The sequence below is a fragment of the Chitinophaga hostae genome (assembly GCF_018224885.1).
Lineage (GTDB): Bacteria > Bacteroidota > Bacteroidia > Chitinophagales > Chitinophagaceae > Chitinophaga > Chitinophaga hostae.
In genome coordinates this window covers 328,280-355,185 of the sequence record NZ_JAGTXB010000005.1, presented here as the reverse complement: position 1 = coordinate 355,185, position 26,906 = coordinate 328,280, and the positions used below count along the sequence as shown (strand labels likewise).

The 26,906-nt window shown below is 41.5% G+C and carries 22 protein-coding genes; 9 read left to right on the top strand and 13 right to left on the bottom strand.

What is annotated here, in order from left to right; genetic code table 11:
• Positions 1-15 precede the first annotated feature (15 nt).
• The 3 genes from KE626_RS13180 to KE626_RS13170 form a co-directional block, all read right to left on the bottom strand.
• The gene (locus KE626_RS13180; RefSeq protein ID WP_211973367.1) at positions 16-2,994 is read right to left on the bottom strand and encodes a glycosyl hydrolase; all 2,979 of its coding nucleotides are present in this window, start codon (positions 2,992-2,994) and stop codon (positions 16-18) included.
• Between the two features lie 185 nt (positions 2,995-3,179).
• Positions 3,180-4,958: a RagB/SusD family nutrient uptake outer membrane protein gene (locus KE626_RS13175; RefSeq protein ID WP_211973366.1), complete on the bottom strand. Its 1,779-nt coding sequence runs from the start codon at positions 4,956-4,958 to the stop codon at positions 3,180-3,182.
• An 11-nt stretch (positions 4,959-4,969) separates the two neighbouring features.
• Positions 4,970-8,107: a SusC/RagA family TonB-linked outer membrane protein gene (locus KE626_RS13170; protein WP_211973365.1), complete on the bottom strand. Its 3,138-nt coding sequence runs from the start codon at positions 8,105-8,107 to the stop codon at positions 4,970-4,972.
• A gap of 380 nt (positions 8,108-8,487) precedes the next feature.
• Between KE626_RS13170 and KE626_RS13165 the strand changes: the two genes are divergently transcribed.
• The gene (locus KE626_RS13165; protein ID WP_211973364.1) at positions 8,488-9,381 is read left to right on the top strand and encodes an AraC family transcriptional regulator; all 894 of its coding nucleotides are present in this window, start codon (positions 8,488-8,490) and stop codon (positions 9,379-9,381) included.
• A gap of 32 nt (positions 9,382-9,413) precedes the next feature.
• Here the strand turns inward: KE626_RS13165 and KE626_RS13160 are convergent, their stop codons facing one another.
• From KE626_RS13160 to KE626_RS13150, 3 genes are all read right to left on the bottom strand, one after another.
• Entirely contained in the window at positions 9,414-10,298 is an 885-nt protein-coding gene (locus KE626_RS13160; protein ID WP_211973363.1) for an AraC family transcriptional regulator, read from the bottom strand.
• A gap of 151 nt (positions 10,299-10,449) precedes the next feature.
• Entirely contained in the window at positions 10,450-11,271 is an 822-nt protein-coding gene (locus KE626_RS13155; RefSeq protein WP_211973362.1) for a sugar phosphate isomerase/epimerase family protein, read from the bottom strand.
• Between the two features lie 468 nt (positions 11,272-11,739).
• Positions 11,740-12,045: a hypothetical protein gene (locus tag KE626_RS13150; protein ID WP_211973361.1), complete on the bottom strand. Its 306-nt coding sequence runs from the start codon at positions 12,043-12,045 to the stop codon at positions 11,740-11,742.
• Between the two features lie 75 nt (positions 12,046-12,120).
• Between KE626_RS13150 and KE626_RS13145 the strand changes: the two genes are divergently transcribed.
• The 7 genes from KE626_RS13145 (at position 12,121) to KE626_RS13115 (ending at position 18,415) form a co-directional block, all read left to right on the top strand.
• Positions 12,121-12,528, top strand: coding sequence for a helix-turn-helix domain-containing protein (locus tag KE626_RS13145; RefSeq protein ID WP_211973360.1), 408 nt, complete (start codon positions 12,121-12,123; stop codon positions 12,526-12,528).
• Positions 12,529-12,610: 82 nt separating this feature from the next.
• Positions 12,611-13,018 carry a VOC family protein gene (locus tag KE626_RS13140; protein ID WP_211973359.1) on the top strand — a complete coding sequence of 136 codons (408 nt, stop codon included), beginning with the start codon at positions 12,611-12,613 and terminating at the stop codon, positions 13,016-13,018.
• Positions 13,019-13,027: 9 nt separating this feature from the next.
• Positions 13,028-13,642 carry a YdeI/OmpD-associated family protein gene (locus KE626_RS13135; protein WP_211973358.1) on the top strand — a complete coding sequence of 205 codons (615 nt, stop codon included), beginning with the start codon at positions 13,028-13,030 and terminating at the stop codon, positions 13,640-13,642.
• A gap of 414 nt (positions 13,643-14,056) precedes the next feature.
• Positions 14,057-14,644: a DUF1963 domain-containing protein gene (locus tag KE626_RS13130; protein WP_211973357.1), complete on the top strand. Its 588-nt coding sequence runs from the start codon at positions 14,057-14,059 to the stop codon at positions 14,642-14,644.
• Between the two features lie 565 nt (positions 14,645-15,209).
• The gene (locus tag KE626_RS13125) at positions 15,210-16,220 is read left to right on the top strand and encodes a PDDEXK nuclease domain-containing protein (RefSeq protein ID WP_211973356.1); all 1,011 of its coding nucleotides are present in this window, start codon (positions 15,210-15,212) and stop codon (positions 16,218-16,220) included.
• Positions 16,221-16,595: 375 nt separating this feature from the next.
• On the top strand, positions 16,596-17,921 hold the full coding sequence (locus KE626_RS13120) for a site-specific integrase (protein WP_211973355.1): 1,326 nt from the start codon (positions 16,596-16,598) through the stop codon (positions 17,919-17,921).
• Positions 17,922-17,944: 23 nt separating this feature from the next.
• On the top strand, positions 17,945-18,415 hold the full coding sequence (locus tag KE626_RS13115) for a DMP19 family protein (RefSeq protein WP_211973354.1): 471 nt from the start codon (positions 17,945-17,947) through the stop codon (positions 18,413-18,415).
• 89 nt (positions 18,416-18,504) lie between these two features.
• Here KE626_RS13115 and KE626_RS13110 read toward each other — a convergent pair whose 3' ends face one another.
• Both KE626_RS13110 and KE626_RS13105 read right to left on the bottom strand, forming a co-directional pair.
• Positions 18,505-18,738 carry a plasmid mobilization protein gene (locus KE626_RS13110; protein ID WP_211973353.1) on the bottom strand — a complete coding sequence of 78 codons (234 nt, stop codon included), beginning with the start codon at positions 18,736-18,738 and terminating at the stop codon, positions 18,505-18,507.
• A 284-nt stretch (positions 18,739-19,022) separates the two neighbouring features.
• Entirely contained in the window at positions 19,023-19,361 is a 339-nt protein-coding gene (locus tag KE626_RS13105; protein ID WP_211973352.1) for a helix-turn-helix domain-containing protein, read from the bottom strand.
• Positions 19,362-20,003: 642 nt separating this feature from the next.
• On the opposite strand from KE626_RS13105, the gene KE626_RS13100 reads away from it, so the two are divergent.
• Complete coding sequence (locus KE626_RS13100) at positions 20,004-20,585, top strand: hypothetical protein (protein ID WP_211973351.1); 582 nt, start codon at positions 20,004-20,006, stop codon at positions 20,583-20,585.
• Positions 20,586-20,677: 92 nt separating this feature from the next.
• Here the strand turns inward: KE626_RS13100 and KE626_RS13095 are convergent, their stop codons facing one another.
• The 5 genes from KE626_RS13095 to KE626_RS13075 all read right to left on the bottom strand — a co-directional run bounded on the left by KE626_RS13095 (position 20,678) and on the right by KE626_RS13075 (position 26,849).
• On the bottom strand, positions 20,678-20,974 hold the full coding sequence (locus KE626_RS13095) for a hypothetical protein (protein WP_211973350.1): 297 nt from the start codon (positions 20,972-20,974) through the stop codon (positions 20,678-20,680).
• 377 nt (positions 20,975-21,351) lie between these two features.
• A complete protein-coding gene (locus KE626_RS13090; RefSeq protein ID WP_211973349.1) occupies positions 21,352-23,202 on the bottom strand; it encodes a right-handed parallel beta-helix repeat-containing protein in 1,851 nt (616 codons plus the stop codon).
• A gap of 169 nt (positions 23,203-23,371) precedes the next feature.
• A complete protein-coding gene (locus KE626_RS13085; protein ID WP_211973348.1) occupies positions 23,372-23,737 on the bottom strand; it encodes a DUF4238 domain-containing protein in 366 nt (121 codons plus the stop codon).
• Between the two features lie 366 nt (positions 23,738-24,103).
• Complete coding sequence (locus tag KE626_RS13080) at positions 24,104-26,122, bottom strand: TrlF family AAA-like ATPase (protein ID WP_346344405.1); 2,019 nt, start codon at positions 26,120-26,122, stop codon at positions 24,104-24,106.
• Positions 26,085-26,849: a PHP-associated domain-containing protein gene (locus KE626_RS13075; protein ID WP_211973346.1), complete on the bottom strand. Its 765-nt coding sequence runs from the start codon at positions 26,847-26,849 to the stop codon at positions 26,085-26,087. The genes KE626_RS13080 and KE626_RS13075 overlap by 38 nt, the downstream gene beginning before the upstream one ends.
• Between the last annotated feature and the right edge of the window lie 57 nt (positions 26,850-26,906).

Below are 26,906 nucleotides of genomic sequence, written 5' to 3'. Positions count from 1 at the left end.
AAGCCCATAGTATTATTATTTTGCCTGTATTAACTTAACCGGCCCTAACAAACCAGCGTCATACTTACTAAAATCGGGCACACCTACCCAGCCCCAGGTGCGGAGCTTGCCCAGATCCGCTTTCATCCACATTTCATTAACCATCAGGTTCCCGACCCGTATTCTTATTTTATTTTCTCCCTTCTGCAGGTATCCGGATATATCAAATACAAAAGGAGCCCATAGCCTATTGCCAACGGGTTTATTATTTACAAACACTTCCGCCATATATTTTACATCACCAAGATCTATGGAAGTCCTGTTACTTACATCTTCTAGCACAACGGGTACTTCATAATCAATATATCCTGAATACTGCTGAAGTCCATAGGCATACCAGGATTGCAGTGTGCAGTTTGTTTTACTGCCAACAATAAATTTCAACGGAGCAGTCAGTGTCTGCTCACTTTTAACGGACCTTGCAAACGACAGCAACCGTGCATCAGCAGGCAAATCAATTGACGCCGCAGCTACGTCTGTTTTTACGCCATCCATCCAAACCGTTGTGCCAATCATATTATCAGGGATCACCACCCTTTTTGCACCAACCGGTATATTAACCCTCCAGTAGCGGTAACCGGTGGTATCATTATCTTTTATCTCATCTTTCTGCCCATCCCCGTTCCGTTTTTGCGCTGTCATAAAACTGGTATACTTCCATTTTGAATCATTATATGCCAACAGCATAAGATCTTCGCTTAACCCGTTGTCGGCTAAAGTGAATGAAGTAGCCGTGGTTTTATAAACAGTGTCTTTCCCCGGATAGCTGATGGTCCATTTATCATCGAGCTGAATTTCTTTTAAATCAGATTCATGCTGCACCAACGGATCCATATCGCTTGTTCCGGGCTCAAATACGAGCCAATAGCCTTCGTAAGGTTGTAAACTCATGCTGACTTTGTTATATCCCTTCTCCTTCACGTATGCAACGGGTTTACGTTCCCCGGTTTCGCAATTCCATATCTGAGCCGTGCCATCACCATCCCTGAACCAGGCTGAAAAATTTCTCAGGGTATCGGAATTATTGGCAAGCCAGTAAAAGTGGTTATTGGAAATAGTTCTGTGAGCTGTGTAAAGCCGGCCCGAGTTTTCCAACCGGATCTGTGGCCGGATTTTTTCATTCAAAGCAGTAACCATTTTACCAAGCCTGTCCTTGTCTCCCGACAGGTCAATAACATTGGGCAACCGCTTTAATGTGTTCATCTGGCTAATGATCAATGCATCTTTCATGCCTTTCTCCGGCGATCCGTCGGGTGTTGTACCCAGGAGCAGCACAACGCCTCCCTTTTTAGCAAATTCAAGTATCTTACCTGATACCGCATGAGAAATAACACAAGCAGGTGGAAGAACGATCGCCGAGAAGTTGTGGTCATTAATAGTGATCTTTACACCGCTGTTAATGGTTTCCGTTTTCCCCTTATCCAGGTAATATTTATCAGCGATTAAAAAGTCGATGTTATTTTTATTCAATTCTCTCATAGCATCGGAATACACCTGGTTAATCTCCAGTGAAAGCGTATCCCAGATCTCTTTGCCTTCCAGCAGGCTAAAACTTTCCTCATGCGTAAAAAAGCCTTCCGCATTTGCCCAGATACTTTCAAGCGGGTTTACCAGGAGAACATCCGCTACCAGCTTACTTTGCCTATTTACAAAAGCAGCCCGCCTGGAAAAGTCCGTCCAGTTATGCAAATAAGGCCAATATGGATTCTCGGTAAACCAATCCGGCGGATACGGGTCCTGTTCAATTTTCCGGTTCACGTTAATGCCATGTGGCACCACGTGGTTAATACCAAATGAAGTAATAGAATTAATGGTCATTTTCATCATAGCGGGGGTTTGCTCCCATCCCGCAACGCCCATAATTTCACTCATAAAAGGACGATCTTCCAGTTCAGCTACTGTTTGCACTTCCTTAAAATCGTGCACATCCTGCGATCTCATTAAAAGGCAATCCGTTCCGGGCATAGTTACTGTTCTTGTAACGCGCATAAAATCACCCATGGCGGCAGTTTGCAACAACAATGATTCTTCCCACAAATTGGAGATGTAATACATATTGTATTGTTTGAGCCAGTTCACCAAAGGCTCAAAGTAGCATTTGTTATATACGTCTGAAACAACATCAAACCAATCGCAACGGGCTTTTGCAAACAAACCGTTGTTGTCCTTTTCCGTTAAAAGGGGAAGCCATAAACGGATATCCTGGTTTTTCATTTCCTTATACCGTTGGGCAAGATATTCTGACCACGCCATCCGCCAGCCATAGTCGCCTTCATTGTCAACAAAAACACCAGGAATTGTTTTGCCCATATCATTTGCAAAATGTTTGGCGTACTGCGCGTGAACAAGCGGAATGAAAACTTCCATTAATCTGGGGTCGAGGTAATTAACTTTCCCCCCATCAATACCGGGATGGAATCTTTTTGTGTAAGTATACACCACCCATTCTCCCGGTGGCGCCGTCCATTTGAAATGATTTCCTTCTCCAATGATCCGTAGTGATGAGGCATCAATGACATTGCCGGCCATTTTACCTGCCACGGCAAAATCTGTTGAATCATAAGAAACGGTCGATTTCCCCATTACCTTATACCGTTTCCAATCCAGGTATTTTGCCTCCAGCTCAGGATGCTGCGCTAATACCCGTCCTGCTGCCTGCCCGCTTGGCCAGTCATATTCATCACAATACCCCAGGGTAAATCCTTTGTTCTTTGCTGCCTGCATAGCATTTCCGAAACTGCTGAACCAGGGTTTTTCCAGGTATTGCTTATATGGTAAAGAAGAAAATGCCGGGTTTAAGCGATCCATTGAACCCCGGGGATGTGCATATCCGGGGTTCAGTCCCTGCTTCATCATTTCCTCTGCCATAGTAGCCGTGAAATGCGCATCCCTGATGGTATCATCCCAGAACCAGAAAGTATGGGGAGCATAGAACATGGGAGGGTTAACAAACATTTGTTGAACCGTTTTGGGATCGCTATATTTTTTTTGCCATTCAGATTGCCCGGATATGCTCAAAGTAATTGTCAGCAAGCAACCGGTAAAAAGGATGTTCAGATATGTATATTTCATTACTATTTTGAGTTAATAACTGGTATGAATATTATTTCAATAAAAATCGATTACTGCTACAGGCTATATTATTTATAGCCGGGGTTCTGCACTAACTTATGGTTCTTATTCATTTCACTTCTGGCGATTGGTAAAAAGTAGGCCTTATTATCCCACTTTCCACTTGTGATCTCTACCGGGGTAACAGTGGGGATGGTGGCGGTTGTATGATCGGGATTCAGTTTGTACACAACATTAACCCCATGCATCGGGTGATAGGCTTCCGGCCCGATCATCCAGCGGCGCACATCAAAAAAGCGGTGATTTTCGTACACCAGTTCAATGCGTCTTTCATTCCGGTATCTTGCCAATAAGGCGGCTCCTGCGTCCACTACATCAGGCATAGCTGCTTTTTTCCTGATCATATTAATGTAGGTGCGTGCTTCCCCATCCTGGCCCAATCCAATACAGGCCTCTGCATAATTGAGAATGATTTCGCTGTACCGGATGAAGCGCCAGGTAAGGTCATCCTGGTGATTTACATACATGTCGGTTTTGCGGTTTACAAATTTGAGCATACAAGTGCCGGTATTATTATAACCGCCTCCATAAACCACGCTATTCCTGCTATCTAACCCGTAAGTATAAACGATTTTATTAGTAGCCGCATCCCACTTTTCCCAGGTACCTACCTGCAAAACTCCCACGGGGTCGGCTGCCAGTAGGTTCGATGGTCTTGACCTGAATTTCGCCCCTTCGTATAAAACGGAAGCGTAAAAACGCGGATCCCTGTTTTTATAGGGCTCCAGGTTCTGTGCAGGATTAGTTCTGGAGAATTTAGTGCCATCACTCATTTCATAAGCGTCTACCAATTCGCCGGGGGCGCCGTTTGTTTCAATACCACCATATCCGGTGGGGAAAACCTGCCAGTAATCGGCTCCCTGGTTTACAGAAGCGTTGTAGTAACGAATGAAGATGTCTTCTATACTATTTTTTGAGATAAACAGGTCCTCATAATTCTGTACGGCCTCCTCTGCGGATGCAGGGTCAGGCTGATACAGACCATATATGCCCAGGTCCATTACAGCTTTGGCAGCGGACTTCGCCGCCTGCCAGCGTTGCTTCCTGTCGCCATCCACATACCCGAGCAGCTCCGGGTTGGAAAACCCGGGGAATGTTGTATTGTGAAGATCGCTGGCAGCATACAGCAATACCCTTGATTTAAGTGCCAAAGCGGCTCCTTTTGTTACTCTTCCTTTGTTGACTGCGGTATTCACCAGGGGCAATAATGCAGCCGCCTTATCACATTCACCGGAAATAAACTGTACGCACTCCGCATAACTGTTCCGGGCAGCGGAGAAGTCGTCTGTTAATTTATAGGATTTCGTAATCAGGGGTACTCCGCCAAAATAACTGATGAGCAACTGGTAATACCAGGCCCTAAAAAAAGTGGCTTCGCCTTTCAACCTGTCTTTCAATGTAACGCCATCAATCAGCGCCGGATTATCCGGCAATTTGTCTATATTTTCCAGGAATATATTGCAGTCGCGGATCGCGCTGTACCTGCCATTCCAGTCGCCCCAGCCCGCGTTATCAGGCGACATCAGCATATTGCTCATATTATAATCATTACCGCCATCATAGCACCGGGCCTCGTCTACAGCCAGCGATGTCAGGAAGAACGACCAGGCGTTCTGGTTGTAAATACTATTCATATTCAGTTGTATCAGGTTGGGATCAGACCAGATATCTGCTTCTGCAAATTGCGTGGAAGGTTTTGTATCAAGGAAACTTTTGCCACATGATGTTAGCAGCAGTGACATAGACCCGATGGCGATATATATTAAGTTTGAGTTGCTGTAATTCATACACGTTGATTTTAGAATGTTGCCGTTAATCCAATGTTGGTGGTTTTGTTCAAAGGATACACCTCACTGTTCACCCAAATGGAGCCAGGAGCGTCGTCCGGAGATTCAGGATCGAAATCTTTCATCTTCGTAAACGTTAAAAAGTTCAGGGCGCTGACATAAATCCTCAGTGATTGTATACCGATTTTCTGTGCAATACCGGATGACAGGTTATAACCAACTTCAAAGTTTTTCAATCTTAAATAATCACTGTTTCTAACGAAGTAAGTATTATTAGGTTCTCCATCTGTCATCCAGTATGCGCCGCCACGTTCCCATACTCTTGGATTAACAGCACTTGGGTGTTCCGGCGTCCAGCGGTCTTTTACAAGGTTATACATAAAGTTCCCAACACCTGGCCCGCCGGAGAAAGTCCGGTAGGATCTTTCCGCACCGGCCGCTCCCTGGAATAATACATTGGCGTAAAAGTTCTTATACTGTAAATCGATACTGAGGCCACCTGTAAATGTTGGTATGGTGGTTTTCCTGCTTCTGACCTGGTCCTGACCATCAATCTGTCCATCATTATTTACATCTTTAAATATAATATCACCAGGGCGGGCGCCGGTCCAATGAGGGTATTTATCAACCGCTGCCTGGTCTGCGAACACGCCTATTGCCTGGTAATACAATCTTGCATTCATCTGGTTACCCGTAGATCTCTGGTAGTCCGGAACACCTGGTGTTTCATCCCAGAATTTGATATGATTCCTTGCCCAGGCCCCGTTGGCAGATACCTGGTACCTGAAATCGCCTGCACTGCCACGATATGAAGCCTGCAATTCAAAGCCTTTGTTAACCACTTCCCCGATATTTTCCTGCGGCAGGCTAAGCCCCGCAGAACCTGGTACGGAAGCATTTCTGTAGGCCAGAATGTTTGTGCGCAGGTTGTAGAAATAGTCCGCGCTAATGGCCAGTTTATTGTTGAGCAGTTCCACATCAGCACCAATATTGGATTGATTGGCTATCTCCCAGGTGACCCCTGCGTTTGGAATACGTAATGCTTTCAATGCTTGTTGGGGAACATTTTCGTTGAATACATAACCGCCGTTATAGCCATAGGTAGTTAGGTATTGATATGGCCCTATGCGGTCGTTACCGGTTTTTCCCCAGGAGCCTCTTATTTTCATTTCATTGATAAAAGAGATATTATCTTTCCAGAATCTCTCATTGGAAATCCTGTAACCCAGGGAGATGCCGGGGAAAAATCCAAATTGTTTACCCGCCGGATCAAAGATATAGGAGCCGTCGTACCTCCATACAAATTCGGCGAGGTACTTTGCATCGTAGGCATAACTTAATCTTCCGAAATAGTCCAGCCTGCGGGCCACACCAGACGATCCTCCATTATCTTTTAATTCATTACTTCCCAGATCCAGTTCGTCAAGAATATCACTGGTATAGTTTCTTCTGAACGCCCAGAAATTCATGTTATCACCGGCAATGCGTTCTGCAGCGAAAAGGACCTTGATATCATGTTTATCAAAAACCCTGTCATAATTTAACAGCGCATTGAGGGTTACGTTAGCATTGTTATCCATCCACTGTTGCAGCCGCGGATCAGTATTTCCTTTTTTGGATGCTACCAGCAGCGGGGTTCCATTGGAATCTAAACTTGTTTTATCCCAGGTATAAAGGAACCATGGCTTCCTGAACTGTTTGGTACTGACAATGGTTCTGTCCATTGCCGCATTACCTGTTAACGACAATCCTTTTACCCATGGAATAATAATCACTAGTCGCAGATTGCTCTGAAAAATATAACTTCTTGATTTGGTATAACCCGTGGCATCAGTAACCAGTACCACCGGGTTAGCGCCATATTCAATATCCGGTCCGGGTAACCCATTAGGCCATCTTGCAGGCCATGTTGGGAACGACCTGTTTAATGCCCAGAAAACATTCTGCGCCTGATCAGCACTTCCGCCGTTGGCGCCTCCGCCCGAATAGTTCCTGTTTTCCTGCCGCCCCACCACATCAAAACTTAAGCGGATACTGTTAGTAACTTTTGCGTCGATATTGCTTTGAAAATTAGTCTGCGAATAGTTGGTAGCACCATCCCTGAAAATCCCGTCGATAAAATTCGATCCGAGTGAAATGAAATATTTTATTGATTCGGCCCCGCCGGACAGCGTTAAGTTGCCGTAACGTTGCGGAGAATTTTTCTTTATGGTTTCTTTAAACCAATCCGTATTGGGATGCCCCCAGGGATCAGAGCCATCTTTATACTTCTGGATATCTTCTGCCGAATAAGGCAATGGGTCGCCGGGATGATAAGCAGCGGAAATTTCGTTCTGCAGCTGTGCATAAAGTGGCGCATCCGCCATTTTGGGAAGAACAGTAGGTGTGTTCCATCCCTGGTTCAGGGAAAATTGAATGGTGGGCTTACCCGATGTGCCGCGTTTGGTGGTAACAAGGATAACCCCATTGGCCGCCTGTGATCCGTATATCGCTGCAGATGCATCTTTCAAGATCGTAACAGATTCAATGGTGGCGGGGTCCAGCCGTTCCAGGCTTCTGCCGGCAATACCGTCAACAACAACAAGCGGGGAATTATCGCCCAATGTATTGGCCCCACGTATCCTTAATGTGGATCCGTCATTTCCAGGTTCTCCTGTTCTGGTAATAGCCACCAAACCCGGCAGCCGGCCTGCTAACGAATTGGAGAAATTACCCGCCGGTGATTTTACCAGGTCCCTTCCTTTAACAGAAGCAATGGAGCCTGTGAGGGTTTCTTTTTTACGAGTTCCGTATCCAACTACCACAATGTCATTTAACCTGGCATTGCTTGGGGTAAGCGTCACCGTTAGTACCTCTCCATCTTTCATCGCTGTTACCCGTTTCTCTTCATATCCTATAGAAGAAAAAAGCAGGACTGCACCCTTAGCAACGCTAATCTTAAAGGAGCCGTTTTCATCAGTGGTTCCACCGGCAGTCCCGCTTTTTATTCTTATAGAAACATTGGAAATCGGTTGACTGCTGTCTGACACAACATGACCGCTTACCGTTATTTTTTGCTGAGCAAAGGAAATTTGTGAGATGCCCAAAAAGAAGAGCAATAAAAATGATGCTTTGATAGGCAATAGAGAATCAAATTGCTTGTTTAACATAACATGAGATTTTGGTTTTAAACATCGCTGGTGGTGGAATCATCTACAATTTAGAAATAACGATTATTGCTGTGCGGCGGCAGGCCGACAGGTGGTTGATGCATTCATAAAAATTAATTTTTCAAACGAGAATTTAACCTCCGGTTGCCGATCTGCAGCCGGAATGAAACGTTGATATCATCACAAAAAACGCTACTTTTATATGAAAACTTTCAATCAAAAATTCTTTGCCATAAAACAATTTAAAGTCAGTCGGAACTTTAGTGTTTCAGTAATCGTCTATCTTTTTTTTTCAATTAAGTTGGTAATGCAAAGTAACCTGAATCTAAAAGGTGCATTGATAAATTCTGGTGGAATCATTTAACTTTTTGACACACCCAATGAAAAATAAAAGGAATCAAAACGTCAACTACCTGACAGTAAATGAAACAGACGAACTGTGGGGATTATATACCACTACTATTGGTTTCCAGGTTATATCCCCCAACAGCGACTACCCTCCTAAAAGCCATCCGTCGGCATATTGGTTCAGTCCCAATACCGGAAGGGTGTTGCAGGAATATATCCTGCTGTACATTACAGCAGGAGAAGGTTCATTTGAATCGGCAAGCTGCAAGTTAACTAAAGTCGTTGCCGGCACTATCCTATTGTTGTTTCCCGGCGAATGGCATACCTACCGGCCACTTAAAGGCAAAGGATGGAATGAATACTGGGTAGGTTTTAATGGCAGTTATATGAAACAGTTAACCGGTAATCTTTTCTTTTCCCGGAAAAGCCCGGTCTATAATGTAGGATTTAATGAACAGATTGTAGCTTTGTTCAACCAGGGTATTGAAACGGCCAATTACCAGAAAACGGCCTACCAGCAAGTACTTTCCGGCATTACCAGCCTGCTGCTGGGCTTTATCTTCTACGCTGAGAAAAACAACTCCTTCCGGGATAAAGCCATCATCGACCAGATTGATAAAGCAAGAATGATGATGCGCGAAAAAACCGGTGATGATGTTACTCCCGAATCCATCGCTAAAACGCTAAATATTGGCTATTCCTGGTTTAGAAGAGTATTTAAACAGTATACAGGGTTTTCACCCGCACAATATCAACTTGAAATAAAATTGCAGAAATCAAAAGAATTGCTGGCCAGTACGGTATTGCCGGTAAAGGAAATTGCTTTTCACCTGAACTTTGAGTCTGTCAGTTATTTTGTAACGTTCTTTAAATCAAAAACGGGATTATCGCCCGGTGAATACCGCGATAAGATAAAAGGCAAGTGAGGCGATGAAACATACTTACCGGCAACCGGATTTCATTCAACGGCAAATGTTTTACGATAAGTATTAGGAGAAAGGCCGACTTTCTTCTTAAAGATCCCGGAGAAATAATAAATGTTGTCGAACCCTGTTTGATCAGCGATTTCCCCTATGTTAAGCAATGTTGATTCAAGCAGTTCTTTTGCCCTTTCAATGCGTAGATTTAAATGGTATTGATTAGGCGACAGCCCCGTTACTGCCTTAAAGTACCTCCTGAATGCAGAATATCCCATAGGCAATTGCCGGGCAAGTTCAGGGATATCTACGGGGTGCTCCAGTGATTCCTGTAGCAGGAACTTTGCTTTCGTTATTGCCTTTTCCAGCGGGCTATGATCGTATTGTTTGCTGAGCGATATGGTATTGACCAAACCAAGCATCTGAAGTGTTAAACCAGCAATCTGTTGTGAGTAACCTACAAGGGAGGCCTTTACAACATCAATCATCTTTTTAAATAATACCAGCATATCTCTCTCCAACCCTGTTTTGATACATGGCTGATTGGGATCAAAAAAGCCCTGTTTCATCAGTTGATCAACATAGTATCCGTGAAAGCCAACCCAATATTCTTCCCATCCCGATCGGATATCCGGCCTGTAACGATGCCATACTCCCGGGAAAAGAAAAAAGCAGGTTCCCTCCTCAATTTCCACCGGCTCGGTCAATGCTGAACAGAATGTTCCCTTTCCTTTTGAAATAAATATCATGTAATAGTCCGTCAGCATCCTTCCCCTGTTCCATGTAAGCTGATGGCTTTGGGGATGCTCTTCTTTAGGATAACGTTCATTCGGTGTTACTTTTGAATACCCCACCGTAGTTACATAAATTCCCCATTTCTCCTCGATTAAACCTGTATTCAGATATTTAAAAAAGTTATTGCCCATTGAATTATCTTTTCTCTTAAATATTGGTTGCAACCGGCGTTACTAAAGGTGGGAAATATTTCCGCCCATCAACACAGCATAACGTGTTAAGAGATAAAGTTAGCAAAAATGCGTTAGCAGGTAAAATAATGTGGAGCTGAATATATGAGGGTTATTGTTGTGGAGCAATTATATCTGTCAGCAGATGCATCATAAATAAATTCACTTCCCATTGCGAAGCCACCGGGGTATTACCTGGCGAAGTAGTCCACATATAAGGCGGCGGGCCAAACTCCGTTGTAATAGTAAGCTGGGATATGCCTTCGGCTTCTTTTTCCCGGATGATCCCGAACCACAGGCCGATAAAATAATTCAGCGGCTCTGCCCATTCCGGCAGTCGCGGATCGGGTATTTGGGGTCCTTCAGGAAAACCCACACGGGCGTGTATATGTACGGTGCGCCTGATTGCTTCGTTAACCGTTTCTTTGAATCCTTCAAGATAGCTTTCTGTAACACAAACCCAGTGTGAGAAATCGGCGGTTACTTTCATGGATGGTCTTAGCATAAACAGTTCCTTTGCATTGCCCGGGCTGAATCCAATTCTTCCCCGGTGTGTTTCATGCGCGATAACAATATTATTCCTGGCTGAAAAGTTTTCCGCCGCATCAATAACAGCCAGTTGTTCATTGATCGTAAAGAAATCTCTTCCTGAATGCGAATTAATTAATACCGGTTCACATTCCATCGCCGCATTCAGATGATACTCAAAGCTCTTGCAAAAGCTTTGTATATCTGCACCTTCCGCCTGATGCTGTTGTACAACCGTCAGCAATCCCAGTTCTTTGCTACGTTTGATAAACATCTTCCTGTCATTTTTATTTTCGGGTAGCCAGGAATCGATGCCGTCATATCCTGCGGATTTTACTTTTTCCAGAAAAGCTTCTATGGGAATGTTTTCGTGGCCCCATCGTGTGCAAAGGATTTTTATCTTCATGTTATAAACTAATGGCTTTCGATTTATAAGAAATTGCTTCTATAGGGTAGACCTTTAGTACAAAAATAGGTAGTGGAGTTACCGGCAAGAAACATAAATGCCATTTTTTTTGTGTTTTCTGACATTTTTTGTGAATGATTGTAACGATAGGCAGGTAGCATGGCTTAGGAAAGGAAGCCACCAAAATTCCGGTTGTGATACAACGGAACATCTTGCGGGTTCCGGCGAAGCGTGGAAGCTACTTGCCCTTTAACTTATAAGACTTTTGTCATTGATTCGCTATAAAAGAGGAGATTACAACCGGAAAGCGCTGAAAAGTGCTTTAATTCTTTAATTTTAGAATCGTTTTTGAGCTAATGCATGGAGAAAATTAAAACCAACCTTCCTTATTATACAGAGATCAATGATTTTCTCGCTTCGATCCCGTGGCCGGGCCGAACAGATGATCCGGATTTCTATTGTTTACGATTAAAGCGGCTGAATCAGGACGTCCAGATTTACAGACCGCCCTTTAAAAGGTCGTTTTACTTTTTTGCACTCTTTATCAATTCCGGAAAGATCCAGGTCAGCTACGGGAATAAAACTATTCAGGATCCTGATTCCTACCTTGTATTTCACTCGCCGGACCTGACGTACAGTTTCGCTCATAATAACGCCCTTGAGGGTTATGTTATTTACTTTAAGCCGGAATGCTTTTCGTTTTTTAAGCCTGATTTTCATCAGCAGTTCCCCTTGTTTGATCGCCTGCACACCAATCTTTTCAAATTTGATCATGCGACTTTTGACCAGCTACAACCACACTTCGAAACAGTATTTACAGCATACGAGCAATCAGCCAAAACACGGCCATTGGAAGCAAGGGTTAAATTGCTTGGTTTACTTTACCACCTCCAGGATTTTGCCCCTAAAACAGCAGATAACCCAATCAACAAGCAACAAATGCTGCTCCGTAGATTTATGATGCTGGTAGATAATCACTACATTGATAAACGCACGGTGCAGGAATATGCAGATCTGTTGTCCGTTACTGCCAATCATTTGTCCCGGTCTGTTAAACAGCATTCAGGTAAGAATGCCCTTAGCTTTATTGCAGGACGCCTCGCTGCAGAAGCAGCGTCACTTATTCAATATACTGATTTTGAAATCACAGAGATCGCGTACCAGCTAAACTTCTCCGATCCGGCCAATTTCGGCAAATTCTTTAAAAAGCAGATTGGACAGTCGCCTTCAACATTCAGGAAACAGCATAAGCATTAAATTAACCTGTTTTTCCAAGTTATTGACCAAATTCGATGGTGATAACGATGTTTCTTTGTTGCAAAATCAATCTACACGTTAAATGGCAACTAAAGTCTTTATAAATCTTCCAGTAAAAGACCTGGAAAGATCTAAGCAGTTCTTCCAGGGTCTTGGGTTTTCGTTCAACCCGCAGTTTAGCGACGATAAGGCTGGCTGTATGGTAGTCAATGACAGCATATTCGTGATGCTGCTTACTGAAACCTATTTTAAAACCTTTATAGATACGAATGTGTGTGACGCACACAAATCTACTGAAGTGCTTATCGCTCTCGATGCCGCATCGGCAGACGAAGTGAAGGAATTTATCAGCAAAGCTGAATCTTTAGGTGGCACTATCTATGCCCCGGCAAAAGATCACGGATTTATGTTTCAGCACAGCTTTGCTGATCTTGACGGTCATAAATGGGAAATGGCCTATGTAGACCTGAGCCAGTTTCCACAAATTTAATATCAGCACATGAGCCATAATCCTGAAATAGACAACTACATCGCGAATGCATCAGACTTTGCAAAGCCTATCCTGACGCACTGGCGCAAGCTTATTCATGAGCGCTGCCCCAATGTGACTGAAGTTATAAAATGGGCCCTACCCCATTTTGAATACAAGAATGAAAATATCTTTGTGTTTGCATCCTATAAAAATCATTGCTCTTTTTCCTTCATGAAGGACAGTCTGATGACCGATGCCCGCCTGAAGGCTAACAAAGATTTGAAGCCCATACAGAAATTTCTGGGCAAAATCAGCAAACAGGAACAATTGCCGCCGGATGCAGAATTTATAGCCATGTTGGATGAAGCAGTGCAGTTAAATGAGAAAGGCGTCAAAATTCAGCGCGGGAAACCAGCAAGTGATAAGCCGAAAATACTGCAAACCCCGGATTACTTCGTGGCCGCTTTAGCAGCTAACCCAAAAGCAAATGAAGTTTTTGAAAGCAAGTCCAACTCCTTCCGCAAGGAATATATCATTTGGATCAGCGATGCAAAGACAGAAGAAACCCGGCAGAAAAGGATAACTGAAGCTTTGGAATGGATAGCCGAAGGAAAAGGCCGGTTCTGGAAGCATCAAAAGTAGGACTAAGCTATTGCCCATTAAATTCGTGAAAGATCGGCCGGTTGAAAGTGAAAGCTTACTTTGCCGATGAAAAAATTAAAAGTCCTGAGCTGACCGGCTCAGGACTTTTTTATTATCCGATTTGCCATTGAAAGCCGATTCTGTGGGCGCTTTTACCTTTTCCGCAAACCGGCGGTTATGGAAGTCTATCACTTCGCATAAAGTCCGGGAGCTGGCGGTTAATCGCCCGTGCTTCTTCGGAGGCATTGGCAAAAAAGCTGTCACATAGGCATCAAATGCCTTGAGGCCGTAATTAGAATAGTCAGTAACAAAGATGCCTGCTGCTTTCTTTATTACCTGCTTAGCTTTTTCTTACGTACTTAATTTGTCATTATATTCCTGCTGTTTATTACATTTACGCCAAAAGCAAACCAAATGGCCAGGTATACTGTATATGAAAAAGACACCAACGATCAGGAATACAACAAAATTGGAGGTAGTTCTTTCTTACCTGAATCAATAAACTGGCCTACAGATCGCCACGGAAAGAAAATGTTGTTCCTTGCTTCACTATCCTCAGAATTGTTAAAATCGCAATGCAATATTATTATTCCTGAGGGCCAAGTTCTATCCATATTTTGTCCATACAAAAAAGATGATATAGAATACGCAATAGATATGGCCAGAGCCAGAGAAACCGGATATCTTATTGCTCATTTTCCGGCAAAACCGAGGCAAGAATTCGAATATCCTATTTCTGAAATCAAAAAGTTAGAATTAAATCTAAGTTTTGAAACAGATGAAGATGAATTCTCTGAAGATGTAGAAGATAAAATTGGCGGCCGACCCAACTGGCTTCAGGATAGTTATAATTATGCAGGTTATGATTTTGTGCTGCAAATTTCGGGATTGTATTTTGGAAAAATCATTCCTAGCCACAAGAATATTTTTATGGGTGGTGTACTCTATATTTTCTACAATCCATCAAACAACAATGGATTGCTCACTTTACAATATTCATAACCGCAACAACTATAAAGCACTTTCAGAGGTGCTATGAAAGTATTACCCGCCGATAGAACTCAAACCCTATCCATCTTTTTGCTCAATCAGTTACGGATCAACTCGAAAAGTTAGGAATGAGATAAGTTTTAAGCATTTGTTTGTAATTTTATAAAGACGAGTTAACCCGAATAAAACTAAGTAAACACGAAAAGCGAATCCGCACTTTGATAGACTATCAAATAAACCAAAAACAAAAAAACCACGCAGCGCGCAGGTTTCAAGTTTCTCCTGTGATCCCGCTGGGACTATATCAAGGGCTTAATTACCGCCACCTTTCTAAGATTTACAAGCTAGCGTATCCGATTTTGTATCCTTCTGGATTAACTTATTTTATAGAGGATTGAAATGTGGCATGGAAACATCACCTTTTATCAATCTTACACAGTATTTATCATTTTAATATAAAAAAATGTTACTTACTAGTTAATGCTTTTTTATTTACTTATTTAATGCACCGTCAGCCCAATTACCTGTTAACTTTCGCTTGCAAAGATGATTGCACACAAGATGTAAAACCTGTAATATGCATGATAAAGCTTATCGGGAATGGCTGGTGGAAATAAAAAACAAAGTGAAACAAGCCCAATTAAAGGCAGTTTCCAATTTCAATATTGTTTTAATAGAACTATATTGGGAATTGGGAAGGGAAATTATCTCTAAACAGTCTGAAAACAAATGGGGAGATAATTTTTTAGAACAGCTTTCCACCGACCTCAGAAAAAGTTTTCCCCAAATCAATGGCTTCTCCCGGAGAAACTTGTATACAATCAGGCAATGGTATGTTTTTTTCTCTCGACAATTTGAATTTGTGCCACAGCCTGTGGCACAATTACCCTGGTCGTATCAACGGTTATTAATTTCAAAAATTAAAGATCTGGAAACTATAGTCTTATATGCAAAAGCCACACATAAAAATGGTTGGTCCAGAAATCAATTAGAAATTAGCATTAAACATAATTACCATTTAAGGCAAGGTAAGGCAGACCACAATTTTGAATCGACTCTACCTAAACCACAGTCCGATCTCGCAGCCGAGACTATTAAAGACCCATATCATTTTGACTTTCTTGGACTGGAGGAAAATGCGCAGGAGCGGGAGATTGAACTTGCTCTAACCCAAAGGATAACTCACTTCATGCTGGAATTGGGAAAAGGTTTCGCGTTTGTTGGCCGTCAATATAAATTAGAAATCAGTGATTCAGATTACTTCCTGGATTTGTTATTTTATCATCTGCACCTTCGCTGTTTCGTAGTCTTTGAACTAAAGGCAGGAAAATTTATGCCTGAATATGCAGGCAAGTTAAACTTTTATCTTTCTGCGGTAGATAGTAAATTAAAACATGTAAACGACAGTCCGTCTATTGGAATAATATTATGCAGATTGAAAGATAAGATAGAAGTGGAATATGCGCTTCGCGATTTAAACAAACCTATAGGCATCAGTTCTTTTGAGTTATCAGAAATAATTCCTGATGATCTTAAAACGCAACTACCCACAATTGAAGAAATGGAAAGGGAATTAATGGAGGATTAGGGCGTTTTCCATTGTTTCGGATCATGATATCCCTTCACTGATAGGCCTCTACCAGAAAAAGGGATACACTAAAACTAAAACTGCTTTGTGTATCCTTTTTTGTAGCCTTTGAACTTGGTTTGGTATGATTTATCTCTTCATCCCCAAAAACAGAAAAGCCGCTCAAATCCTATGATTCAAGCGGCTTTAATTTCCTTTGATATTCTTGTGGTGATCCCCTTGGGATTTCCGATCTATTTCCTATTCTTCCCCCGGAATACTTAAACCGTACCTAACAGGCTGGTTATTAAGCATTCTACAACAGCGAATCGCGTTTCTACTTCTTAACTTTATTCGGGTTGGCCCCACTTTAATAGACTAAAAAATAGACTCGTTATGCTGTTACCTCTTAAATTAGTGTGCAAAAGTAGCAAGATTCGGCGCGATGGTACAAGCCTTATTTTCATCCAGTATTGTTATAACTCCGACAAAAGAACGTTGCTCAGCACTGAAATTGCGATCCCTCCTGCTTATTGGAAAAGATCCCGGATCACCGCAAACCTACCAAAGGACTATGGGAATTATGAAGAACTTAATAAACGGCTGAAAACCTTATTACGTCTGGTAGAAGATGTTATATCCCATGCCCTGCAAGAAAAAATAATAGACGTCTTGACCTTTGTTAAAAGTACATTCAAACCAGACCTTAACCCGGAAAGCCTTTCTCCTAAAGCCCAAGAGACCGCGAACAAGCAACCGGAAACAAATCTGGATTTCTATTTTCAGATAGATGATTATATAAAGTGCAAGACTAACAAGGTTACGCCAGGCATGCTGCGGGTCTATAAAAACATGAAAGATCACCTACAAGCATTTCAGGATTACAGGAAGGCCGTCATTACTTTCGATTCCCTTGATTTCAATTTCTATGAAGGTCTGGTTGATTTTCTGACATTTGATTATATCCAACGCAGAAGGAAAAGCGTTACAAACGGCCTTAAGACGGCTACAGTAGGCAAAACAATTAAGCAGTTACGTATATTCATCCGGGATAGAGTACGCCGTAAAATCATCCCTCCTATTGATTTATCGGACTTCAAGATTCTGAATGAAGAATCTGACGCTATATATCTTTCGTGGAAGGAAATAAATCAGATATACAATACTGATCTGACGGATTACCCTTCCCTCCTGCCCTACCGTGATCTATTTGTTTTGGGATGCCTTACCGGGCTTAGGTTCTCGGACTTTTCCAACATCAAGCCGGAAGATATACGGAAAGGAATGCTTCACAAAAAGCAGGAAAAATCGGACCATTGGGTGGTGATTCCCTTAATGGACGCGGCTAATGAGATACTTATAAATCGCTTTAAAAAGGTGATTCCCCTTGTGAACAACCCGGATTTCAACGTAAATATTAAAGAAATTGGCCGTCTGGCAGGGATTTCCGAAGCTATTAAGTTCTCTTATAAGAAGGGCAATAAAGATATTGAGGTAACAAAGCCCAAATATGGATGGATAACTTCCCATACCTGCCGCCGCTCTTTTTGTACTAATGAATTTATGGCCAGAACACCAGTCGAATTAATCATGAAAATCAGCGGACATAAGAGTTTACAGGATTTTTACCGCTATATCCGTATCAGTCCTGAAGAAGCAGGAAAAAAAATTAAAGAAATATGGGAAAACAGGGCTAATATTGGAATTCCTTTGCTAAACTAGGATAGACAAGTAAATGAATATCTATGAATAATGAAGAATTAATAAGCTATGTCTATACCGAAGCTGTTTCGGGCTTAAAGGAAGAATGGTTTCTTAGCCAAAATGGTGAGTGGTATGACTATATAGTTTCTCTGCCTTCCAAAATGATGGCGACCTACCTTGTCGTTGTTTTGGATAATCAATTATTCAATGGAGGATTTCATCAGTATTTCGCAAATACTTATGGTCAATTTGCTCTGGTAACAATCGATGCTTTTAAAAGCATAGGGGCGTATCAAAAGGCTACTATCATCGAAAATGCCTATCAGAGAGTAAACGACAAAAACGAACCCGATATAATCTTCAGAAAGAAGTTACTCAGCAGAAAGATTGAAGCCTTATTCATTAATGATAATCTATTTACTCCTCTTGATAAACTGGATGACAAATATGAAAGTATTGATAAAGAAGATATTGTAACGCTTTTAGCAAATTATCTAAGACAGGAATTGTAGCTCCGGAACTAAAAATAAATAAACTCACAAAAAACGGCGCAAGAAGAATCAAGCACCGTTGTTGTAATAGTTGTTTCAAACAAAAAAGACTATTTTTTTCCTGTAATGTTTGCTATTACCGAAATGTTCTGCCGTGCTTTAACTTGACCCATCAGGGCCATTTTTCGCAGATACATAGTGAAGGTAAAGCCCGCGTTAGCGGCTTTTTCTTTCACTGTAGCAAATTCGGCCTCAGTAAGTCTGAGGCTGAATTGCTTTTCTTTTCGAACGGCTTTAGCCGGTCGACCACCTTTACTCTTTGGTCTTTGCTCTGATCTCTCCATCTGATCTTCGATTTAATCTCCGCTGCATTTCCCCCTTTGCGACCACCGGGAGCGAAGGGGCGAGCGGTTTTTGCGTAGCAAAAACACCGCTCGCTAACGGAGCGAAGATCCGTTCGACCTCCGCAACCGGATGGCGAAGCCACCCGGTTTATCTCCGCATACAGGTAGCGTAGCTGCCTGTATCATCTTCACGAACTGGTGGCAACGCCGCCGGTTCAATCTCCACCGAACAGATAGCGAAGCTGCCTGTTCAATCATCGCAAACGGACAGCAAAGCTGAACGTTTAATCTTTGCTGTCTTGTTCGGGTTGTAATAGTTTCTGTATGTCATTCCAGAGAAAGAATACACGGGACTCGATTTTGTACCGCTTTAGCCTCCCAAGCCTGATCCATTGGTAAATGGTAGGTTTGGTAACCTGAAATAGTTTGCAGACTTCTGCCAGCTTAAAAAGGGGTTTGTAGGTCAATCCGGGTGTTTCATAGATTGGTTGAGCGGGCTTGCTTCTTTCTACATTTGTAACTTCTTCCCGGATAATAAGTCTAATCCGTTGCCAATACTGGTCGGGGTCAAAGGGAAACAACATGGGGGTTACAGCGTTTTCATTTCGCACATTTCCTTTCATACTCTTCGCTTTAAAATTATTGGGGTTACTTATCTGATCGAAAATAACTAAAAGGCCAGAAATAAAATCTACCTCTAAAAATTTTGATAGAGGTTAAACTTCGTCCAAATTGCGTTGGAAAGCTATACTAGAGAGGTTCTGACACAACGCGATAGGCGAAGCAGAGAAAAGGGAAAAAAGATCGGTTGTATCACGAATGAACGTATCGCGAAGGTTCCGGTAAGACTCTTACTGCGGAAGAAAGGCTGATGAAAAGAGAGGTTAATAGATACAAAAGTAGACTAATCGAAAGCTTACAGCCCCATTATCCATAGTACAGATAAGTAAATTAAGGTAAGGGGCTGAATGTAAAAATAATGAACAGTGCAATGTCGAACAATGATAGAAAGTCATAAAGCACATGCCTATACCGGTAATGAGCGAGTAGCTTTGTGGGCTATCAATATTCCATCGGGAGTAGCTGCTATTTATTCATTGTGAATTGTATTCAGTTGTAGCTGATTATAGCCCGCATTAAGAGGGAGGTCAAAGGTAGCAAAGGATACCAAACGTTACAAATTCTTTTTTTAGTTAAAGAATTAATTTATCTTATGCAATTAAAAATACTTTTCTCTTTTTAAAAACCCTCCCCAATCAACCAAAATGAAGATATCCATTTTACTGGCATTAAGTATGCTCATCATCTTCTCAAGCTGTGGCGATAGGCAAAACAATACATTAGCCGGCGCACCAGCAAATAATAAGGCTTCAGCAATTAATCTTACACCACCCTCTGTGGGCATTAAATTAACTGCCTTCAAGAACGTCGAAGAATTACAAGATAAACTATCTGAAAATGGCATTGGAGTACTTCGAAGGTGGCGTGGAGATGAAATTGGATGGATGTCTTCTTCAGATTACTTTTCATTTGGTCTCGCCTCAAATGATAATGGTATGAGGAATAATCTTGCCTACTATTTAGAAAGCGATAATGAGAATTATGTCAGAACAGTAAAATTGGTTCTTAACATTAACAACGCGGCTGAGAAAGGACTTGCGATCAACCAATTTAAAAAAATAGTTAAGAATACCTTTAAAAGTGTTCAATTAGAAATGCCCAAAGGGATTTTTGATGGATTTCAATATGGAAAAGAGTTTCAAGCAACAAATAAAAATTTCATCACCTCCATATCACTTGATAAAAGCAAAATTGATACTTGGAAATTAACAATTGAAACAAAATAAATTTTATCCAATTGACGCCTGAATGAATTCGATGTCCATAGCTTTCAACAAGGTATGGCGATGGAAAATAAATATTTGCTAATCATTAATTATTATATAAAAATTAATTTAGTTATATCCTCATAATCAAATCGTAAGGTTTTCATTCCTGGAACCTTCATCATTTTGATTATTGCTAAAACAATCATATGAGCCACAAGACTTTTCATTCGCCAGTATACTGCCTGAGCTAAAATTTTCTCGCCTCCAAGTTTGACATATTCATAAGGATCATACGATTTAGCTCCGTGCGCTATTTCATTTCTCATTTGGAATGCCAAATCAAGCAAGAGCTTATTTGAAATAGCTTCTTGCTTATTGTTACTTATGTTGTAAATTAGTATTGACAAGTCAACCCAAATAAAACTAAGTAAGCAAGAACCGCGAATCCGCACTTTGATAGACTAACAAATAGACCTAAAACAAAAAACCCGCGCAGTGCGCAGGTTTCAAGTCTTCCAGTGATCCCTATGGTACGAATCTCGAACCAATTTATCCAAGATTTAAAGAAATTGTCTGATTTAAAAGAAGATAAACATTATAAAAATTACATACAATTAAAAGTAACTCAAAGGCAGCACAAAAGAGGGCGCCTTTAATAGTGACTGGTTTACCAGTCTAAGGTATAAATCTCCTTTACAGATTTTAATATAGCCTGGTAGAAATAGGAATTTTTTTCAATCATTTTATATTGTTATAGCTTCAGATTGGTAAAATATGCAATTTCTTACTGAGCGAGGCGGTAAGCATCGGCATTTAAATACAACTCCTTCTTGTCAGTCCCTTCCAGACGTATTTCTTTGCCCAATACATCTCCCGAAAAAATATTATGCTCGATCTTTACTGCGGCACAGTTGTTCAGTGTAATGCCCGCCTTTCTGTGATGAAATGCTGGAAAGGCTGTGCTTCTGATAATGGTATTATTGGCAAAGGTCAGCTGGTTGACGGACTTCGCATAGAGTACCGGAAAATCAAAGGCGTGAAAGGTATTCCCGATGATTCTGATATTGCGGTGATAAAAAGTTTTTCCTTCGCCGGCGGCAGGAATTTCCGGATAAATACTGATAATCCCTTCTGTAAACTGATACATGGACGTCATGCAGCCATCCAGGAATTCATTGTGTTGAATCAGCACATCTTTCACGGCGCCGGATTCGTACCAATAGTTGGCATCGCCGGCAATTAAAATGGCGGAACCGCTGGAATTAAACTGGTTATTTTCTATTATTACTTTACCGGGTGTAGTGACCAGGATGCCCCTGGCTCTCACCCCTCCGAAAAAGGAATGCCTGATCTGCGCATCGGGCGTCCAGTAAAGATTCTCCAGGGCATATCCTGCCTGTACCACAGGGGGCATCGGCGCTTTAAGCCTGACTTCGAAGAGGGTGTCATTGATCCGTTTGTAAGCTGCCACTTCACCGGTTCCGATGGTCGCCAGGTTATCATTCCGTACAAATCCTACTTTTTCACCCGGGCGCCCCCAGGTCATTCCCATGCTTTGCTGCTCCATAAAACGGCATTTCAGGGTGTAAGGATCGCTTACTTCCACGATCCGTACGTTGGTGCCATGGATGTTGATGGGATCGTCCATGAGTCCCTGAAAGCGGCAATCATCTACCAGGATGTTGCCACGACAGTTCGAGAAATGAAGTCCATCGTCGTGCCCGGAGAAATACCGATTCTTGCTTTTATTGGGAATTGCCTGGAAATAGCGAAAAGAAAGATCTGCTGAATACTGAGATAAAATGCCCAGTCCGGCGCAGTGATAGAGGTCTATCTGTTCCACACTTACCTGCTTGCTATCTTTAATGAAAATGCCAGCGTGATCCCGTTCACTATGTCGCAGGATCAGATAGTTCCCTGGCTTAGGGAGTCTGGTGAAGGGATATTTTAATACCACGGTGCCGTTTTCAGCTATCGCATGATAGCCCTGCCAGCCGTTCCCCAATGCAGGTGCATCGCCTGTTTGCGGCACTACGTTTCCGGAAAGCCGGTCAAACTCCATGATACTTCCTATCCCACTTTCCCATCCTTCTCCTGTAAAAATCAGTTTATCTTTTACAATTTTATAGGGGGATTCTTTTTCATTGATCCGTAAGCGGATACTGTCTTTTCCCGCTGATAATACCTCTCCTTGTGCCGTTAATGGAATGTCCCAGTCAATACTGAAGTTCTTCAATACGATCTGTTCACAGCTATCAAGGGTAAGCGGCTGAATACGGCCATGGAAGATAAAAGCGGCGCCTTGTCCATCTATCTCCAGCTTACGCCGGTGTTGCAGGAAAATAGCGCAGTTCTTCGGATTATTATTGGTGGTATTAGATTCGAAGTAAGTCATGCGGGTGGATTGCTCCGGCCAGAAATGATAACGGCCTTTTCCAAAAACAATCCGGATAGGTTGTTGTTCGTCCTTTAATTTATTGAGTAGGGCATTCAGGAGCGGCACTACGTCATTATCTACATTAGGTTTGATGCCATATTCAGCAGCATCAATCACTTTGACATTGCCTTGGGCGAAAATCGTTGCCCTAAAAAATAAGAGGAATAGGAAGAGACTACCTGCGTGGATTATTTTCATGTTCAGTTTTATTGGTCGTTGTTAATATTTTACTGGCTTGTTCGAAAAGCAGGCCAATATATACATTTTAGTCTTCAATACCGCCTGAAATTAAGGATAGTCGTATTATTTATTTTTATTTCATTGGCCACGCCGGCAATACGGTTGATCAGCCCTGAGGTCCTCCCATTTATCGGGCCAGTGTGAGATAGAGAAAGTCGGGCTCAAAAACGAGCTGCGTCGCCATCTCTTTGGCCAGGGGATCGACATTTTCGAAACGCTCTTTGCATCCATCTGAGTCCATAATCTTCTGAATAGCCTGCTGCAGATTAGCCGCCTTTTTCTTCTCCACGAACTCCTTAAAATGATATGGGTTACGCAATTTCATTTGCACAAAGAAGGTACATATGAACTGCGCCGTGACCATCGAAAGATTTGGTTGACTAATAATCTCCTGGTAAATCGCATCATATCTATTTTCAAACTGTTGAAAAACATCTACTTCCAAATACAGCTTATGAGGAGCATTGAAGCTGAATGCATCGGGCTTTTCCACGGGTGGTAGGAGGTAGTAGTGTGCCTATGAATTGAATTAGCCATACACGTAGTTGTTTAATGGTTCAGCGACGCTGCAAGTAACGATTTTCTCTAGATTATAAAAACAGGATTTTTCCTCTAATAAATGACCTTCAATTCGCAAAAAAGATACTCATGTAATGTATATTCGGGCATTTATCTAAGTGATAAACTTAGAATTTTCGCAAACATCATTAATACCATTCCAAACAATGGATGTGACCGGTGTTTCGATTATACTACCTTGCTAAAATGCCCTATCCTTAAATACCTGGAAAAATTTGCTCTCTGTGAGTTGACCTCAACTTCTGCTATCATATTTATCGCTTTACGATTACTTACTTAATTATTTTAATGCTTTAGAGATTCTATAATAACGCCTATATAATGCCTCTTTGCCGCCTTCCATAACGTTACATACAGCAAGTCTTATATCTTTATTTTGCAAAGCGTCATTTCCATCAACTATGATTTGACCTGAATTAAAATTCATATAAACTATACTATCAGAGTTTGCATTTACTGCGATATTGGGGTTGTGAGTCACGAGCAAAAGCTGTCTTTTTTGTTTTAGGGCTTTAAAACTGGGTACAACAAAAGAAGAAATAAGTCTTGTGTCCAAATCGTCCTCCGGCTGGTCAATAATCAAAGGGATATTATTAAGAGCTAATAATAAACCTAACATTCCGGCCGTCCTTTCGCCAGCGGAACCTGTTTGAATGTCTTCTTCGCGTCCTTGTTTTTTAAATTTAAGGACGATCTTGTCTTCAGGAATCCAAACCAGTAATCGATCTATATCCTCTGGTGTATTTTGGGCGAGCCAACTTATATGCCTCGCTAATCTCAAATCAAGTCCTCTCGTATCACTCTCTGTGGCAGAAACAAAATTTCTAACTACCTCTAATCTCTTTGCCCATCTGGTATCCTCTGCTGCAGTAATTATTGTTCCAATCAAGCCTAAGCTATTCCCGGTTTCTTCATCGTGCGAATAAATATAGCCTGAAAATTCAGCTCCTTCTTTTCTCAAAAGTTTTCGGAAAGTTACATTTGCGTTATCGGCATCAGACATTGGTTGTAACTCAATTATAAGAAAAGGGTTCTCAGCATTATCAAACTCTTTCCATCTGCCAATTATAGCCTTACGTTTAGATCTCAACTCCATTTCCTTGTCAATTATGGATGTGTAAAGGGTTTCCAATTCTGATCGTAAGGTTTGAAGCTGCTGCTTTTGAGTGTCAATTAACGCAAGCCTTCTTGTCAAAGAACTTTTTCGTTGGATCAATATTTCATAAGTTTCGCTACCGAGTTCTTGAATTTTATCCAAAATAGCCTCATAAGCACTTTTCGCAGCCTCATAATCACTAAACCACGGTAAAGTATTAAACTGACTTTGCAAATCTTCTTTGTAAGGAGTTACCAGGGCTAATGCTTCGGAAATTCTTTGTGCTGCTCTTGACAAAACACTTTGTACTGTCTGAAGAAATTGAGTTGATTCGTGTGTAAGTGTATTTGCCACGTTTTCCATTGCCTTAATTTCCGGAACTTTGACGCTTATTTCTTCTAGATCATTAATGAATTGGGAAACTTTTTCTTTCGTACCTACGAAGAACTCATTTGTAGCAGATAATTTATTGAAATTATTAAGGGTGTCTTTATATTCAGAGCTTTCATAAAGTTGTATCTTATTGTTTGTGGAATCAAGTTGGGCGTTGAGATTATGTTCTTCTGAGATTGCAGACTGAAGTTGTCTTTCTTTTACCCTATCGGCAAGCCATTTTTGCATTAGTCTTTCTCTTTCTTCGAGCCAACCTTGTTTGTCAAATTGCGAGTCAATTAGTTCGATTAATTTAGATGGATTTCCCGTCAGTGCATATAATTCCTTTTGACTAAATATCTGAATTGGAAACAACTCATTAATATTAGAAACAACCGCTCCCACTCCCCAATTGCCCGAATTTCCATCCCACGCATGAAGAGTATGATTTTGTTGGTTCCATGTTACTAAGTGCAGCTTGCCGTCTTTAAAAATCTCGACTTTAATAATTGTTGTATCTCTTAACATTCCCGGCACACTCTTTCTTCCAATCTGATTAAACTTATTGAACTCTGACTGTATTTCATCAGGCATTTCTACCATTCTATTAAGAGCTATGCGCAGATAATTTAATATAGTAGATTTTCCAGATCCTCTGCCTCCAATAACGGAAGATAACCAAGGACTAAATTTTGCTTCCAATGTTGTTCCGTTCCCTGCTTTAAAGCCATTTGAAACTGAAATCGATTTAATAAAATATCTATTACTAATCAAGTTAGGATCGTTAAAACATTCATCTTTCCTTATTATACCGTCTTCGCAATCGTGCAAGGCGAGCCTTAGTGCATCCAAACCTTAGTGCATCCAAAGATGGTGTACTCATTTTCACCCACGTATAATTACTTCCAACTTGTGCAGCGACATGACTATCAGAACCAAGGACTTCTGCTAATGATAGCTTCGATTGCTTATATAATTCAGGCTTTTCAAAAGTTTTATTGATCACTTCAATAGCAAGTAATTCTTCGGCTTTCAAAGCCTGAGAAAAGGTGTGCCCAGTGAGTTTGAATAGTCCGCAAGCCTCATCAACGTGAGCGGGGATGGCAATTGCACCTTTTTTGTGAATTTCAGCGATAATCTCCTCTACACTCTTTGGACTTACGGCATCAGAAGTTCCAAAATGCTCCGCGGGGAAATTAATTGCTCCCAATAGAGCATTAATTTCCTTCGTCCCAACAGTAGTGTCAAACAACGCAAGAATATGTATGTTACTCGATGCGGTTATTTCAACTCCAGGGAATAGAAATAGTTTTCGGTATCCAATCGGTTTTGAATCATCCAAAGACTGCAATGCCAATTTTAGTTTATCTACCCATTCTCCAGAATTGTGGTCAGTGATAGCAACACAATCGATCCCCGCCTGCATATACATCAATAACCAATTTTCAGGTGTAATGGACATATGGCCCCCATCACCTTTGCCAAAGTCATTAGATGCAGGTGTATGATTATGAAAATCGAATTTCCACCATCTTGCGCCGTATATGTGCTTTATCATTCTAGCTCATTTAATTGTTATTGGTTGCAACTAATAAATATCTCTTACATCAGCATC

Coding starts and splice junctions, on each gene's coding strand:
- KE626_RS13155 (WP_211973362.1), bottom strand. CDS start 11,271: ATGAAGATAAAAATCCTTTGCACACGATGGGGCCACGAAAACATTCCC.
- KE626_RS13135 (WP_211973358.1), top strand. CDS start 13,028: ATGAGCCATAATCCTGAAATAGACAACTACATCGCGAATGCATCAGAC.
- KE626_RS13150 (WP_211973361.1), bottom strand. CDS start 12,045: ATGATCAAATTTGAAAAGATTGGTGTGCAGGCGATCAAACAAGGGGAA.
- KE626_RS13120 (WP_211973355.1), top strand. CDS start 16,596: ATGCTGTTACCTCTTAAATTAGTGTGCAAAAGTAGCAAGATTCGGCGC.
- KE626_RS13125 (WP_211973356.1), top strand. CDS start 15,210: ATGCATGATAAAGCTTATCGGGAATGGCTGGTGGAAATAAAAAACAAA.
- KE626_RS13165 (WP_211973364.1), top strand. CDS start 8,488: ATGAAAAATAAAAGGAATCAAAACGTCAACTACCTGACAGTAAATGAA.
- KE626_RS13140 (WP_211973359.1), top strand. CDS start 12,611: ATGGCAACTAAAGTCTTTATAAATCTTCCAGTAAAAGACCTGGAAAGA.
- KE626_RS13090 (WP_211973349.1), bottom strand. CDS start 23,202: ATGAAAATAATCCACGCAGGTAGTCTCTTCCTATTCCTCTTATTTTTT.
- KE626_RS13115 (WP_211973354.1), top strand. CDS start 17,945: ATGAATAATGAAGAATTAATAAGCTATGTCTATACCGAAGCTGTTTCG.
- KE626_RS13175 (WP_211973366.1), bottom strand. CDS start 4,958: ATGAATTACAGCAACTCAAACTTAATATATATCGCCATCGGGTCTATG.
- KE626_RS13075 (WP_211973346.1), bottom strand. CDS start 26,849: ATGATAAAGCACATATACGGCGCAAGATGGTGGAAATTCGATTTTCAT.
- KE626_RS13160 (WP_211973363.1), bottom strand. CDS start 10,298: ATGGGCAATAACTTTTTTAAATATCTGAATACAGGTTTAATCGAGGAG.
- KE626_RS13180 (WP_211973367.1), bottom strand. CDS start 2,994: ATGTTTGTTAACCCTCCCATGTTCTATGCTCCCCATACTTTCTGGTTC.
- KE626_RS13105 (WP_211973352.1), bottom strand. CDS start 19,361: ATGAAAGGAAATGTGCGAAATGAAAACGCTGTAACCCCCATGTTGTTT.
- KE626_RS13170 (WP_211973365.1), bottom strand. CDS start 8,107: ATGTTAAACAAGCAATTTGATTCTCTATTGCCTATCAAAGCATCATTT.
- KE626_RS13130 (WP_211973357.1), top strand. CDS start 14,057: ATGGCCAGGTATACTGTATATGAAAAAGACACCAACGATCAGGAATAC.
- KE626_RS13100 (WP_211973351.1), top strand. CDS start 20,004: ATGAAGATATCCATTTTACTGGCATTAAGTATGCTCATCATCTTCTCA.
- KE626_RS13110 (WP_211973353.1), bottom strand. CDS start 18,738: ATGGAGAGATCAGAGCAAAGACCAAAGAGTAAAGGTGGTCGACCGGCT.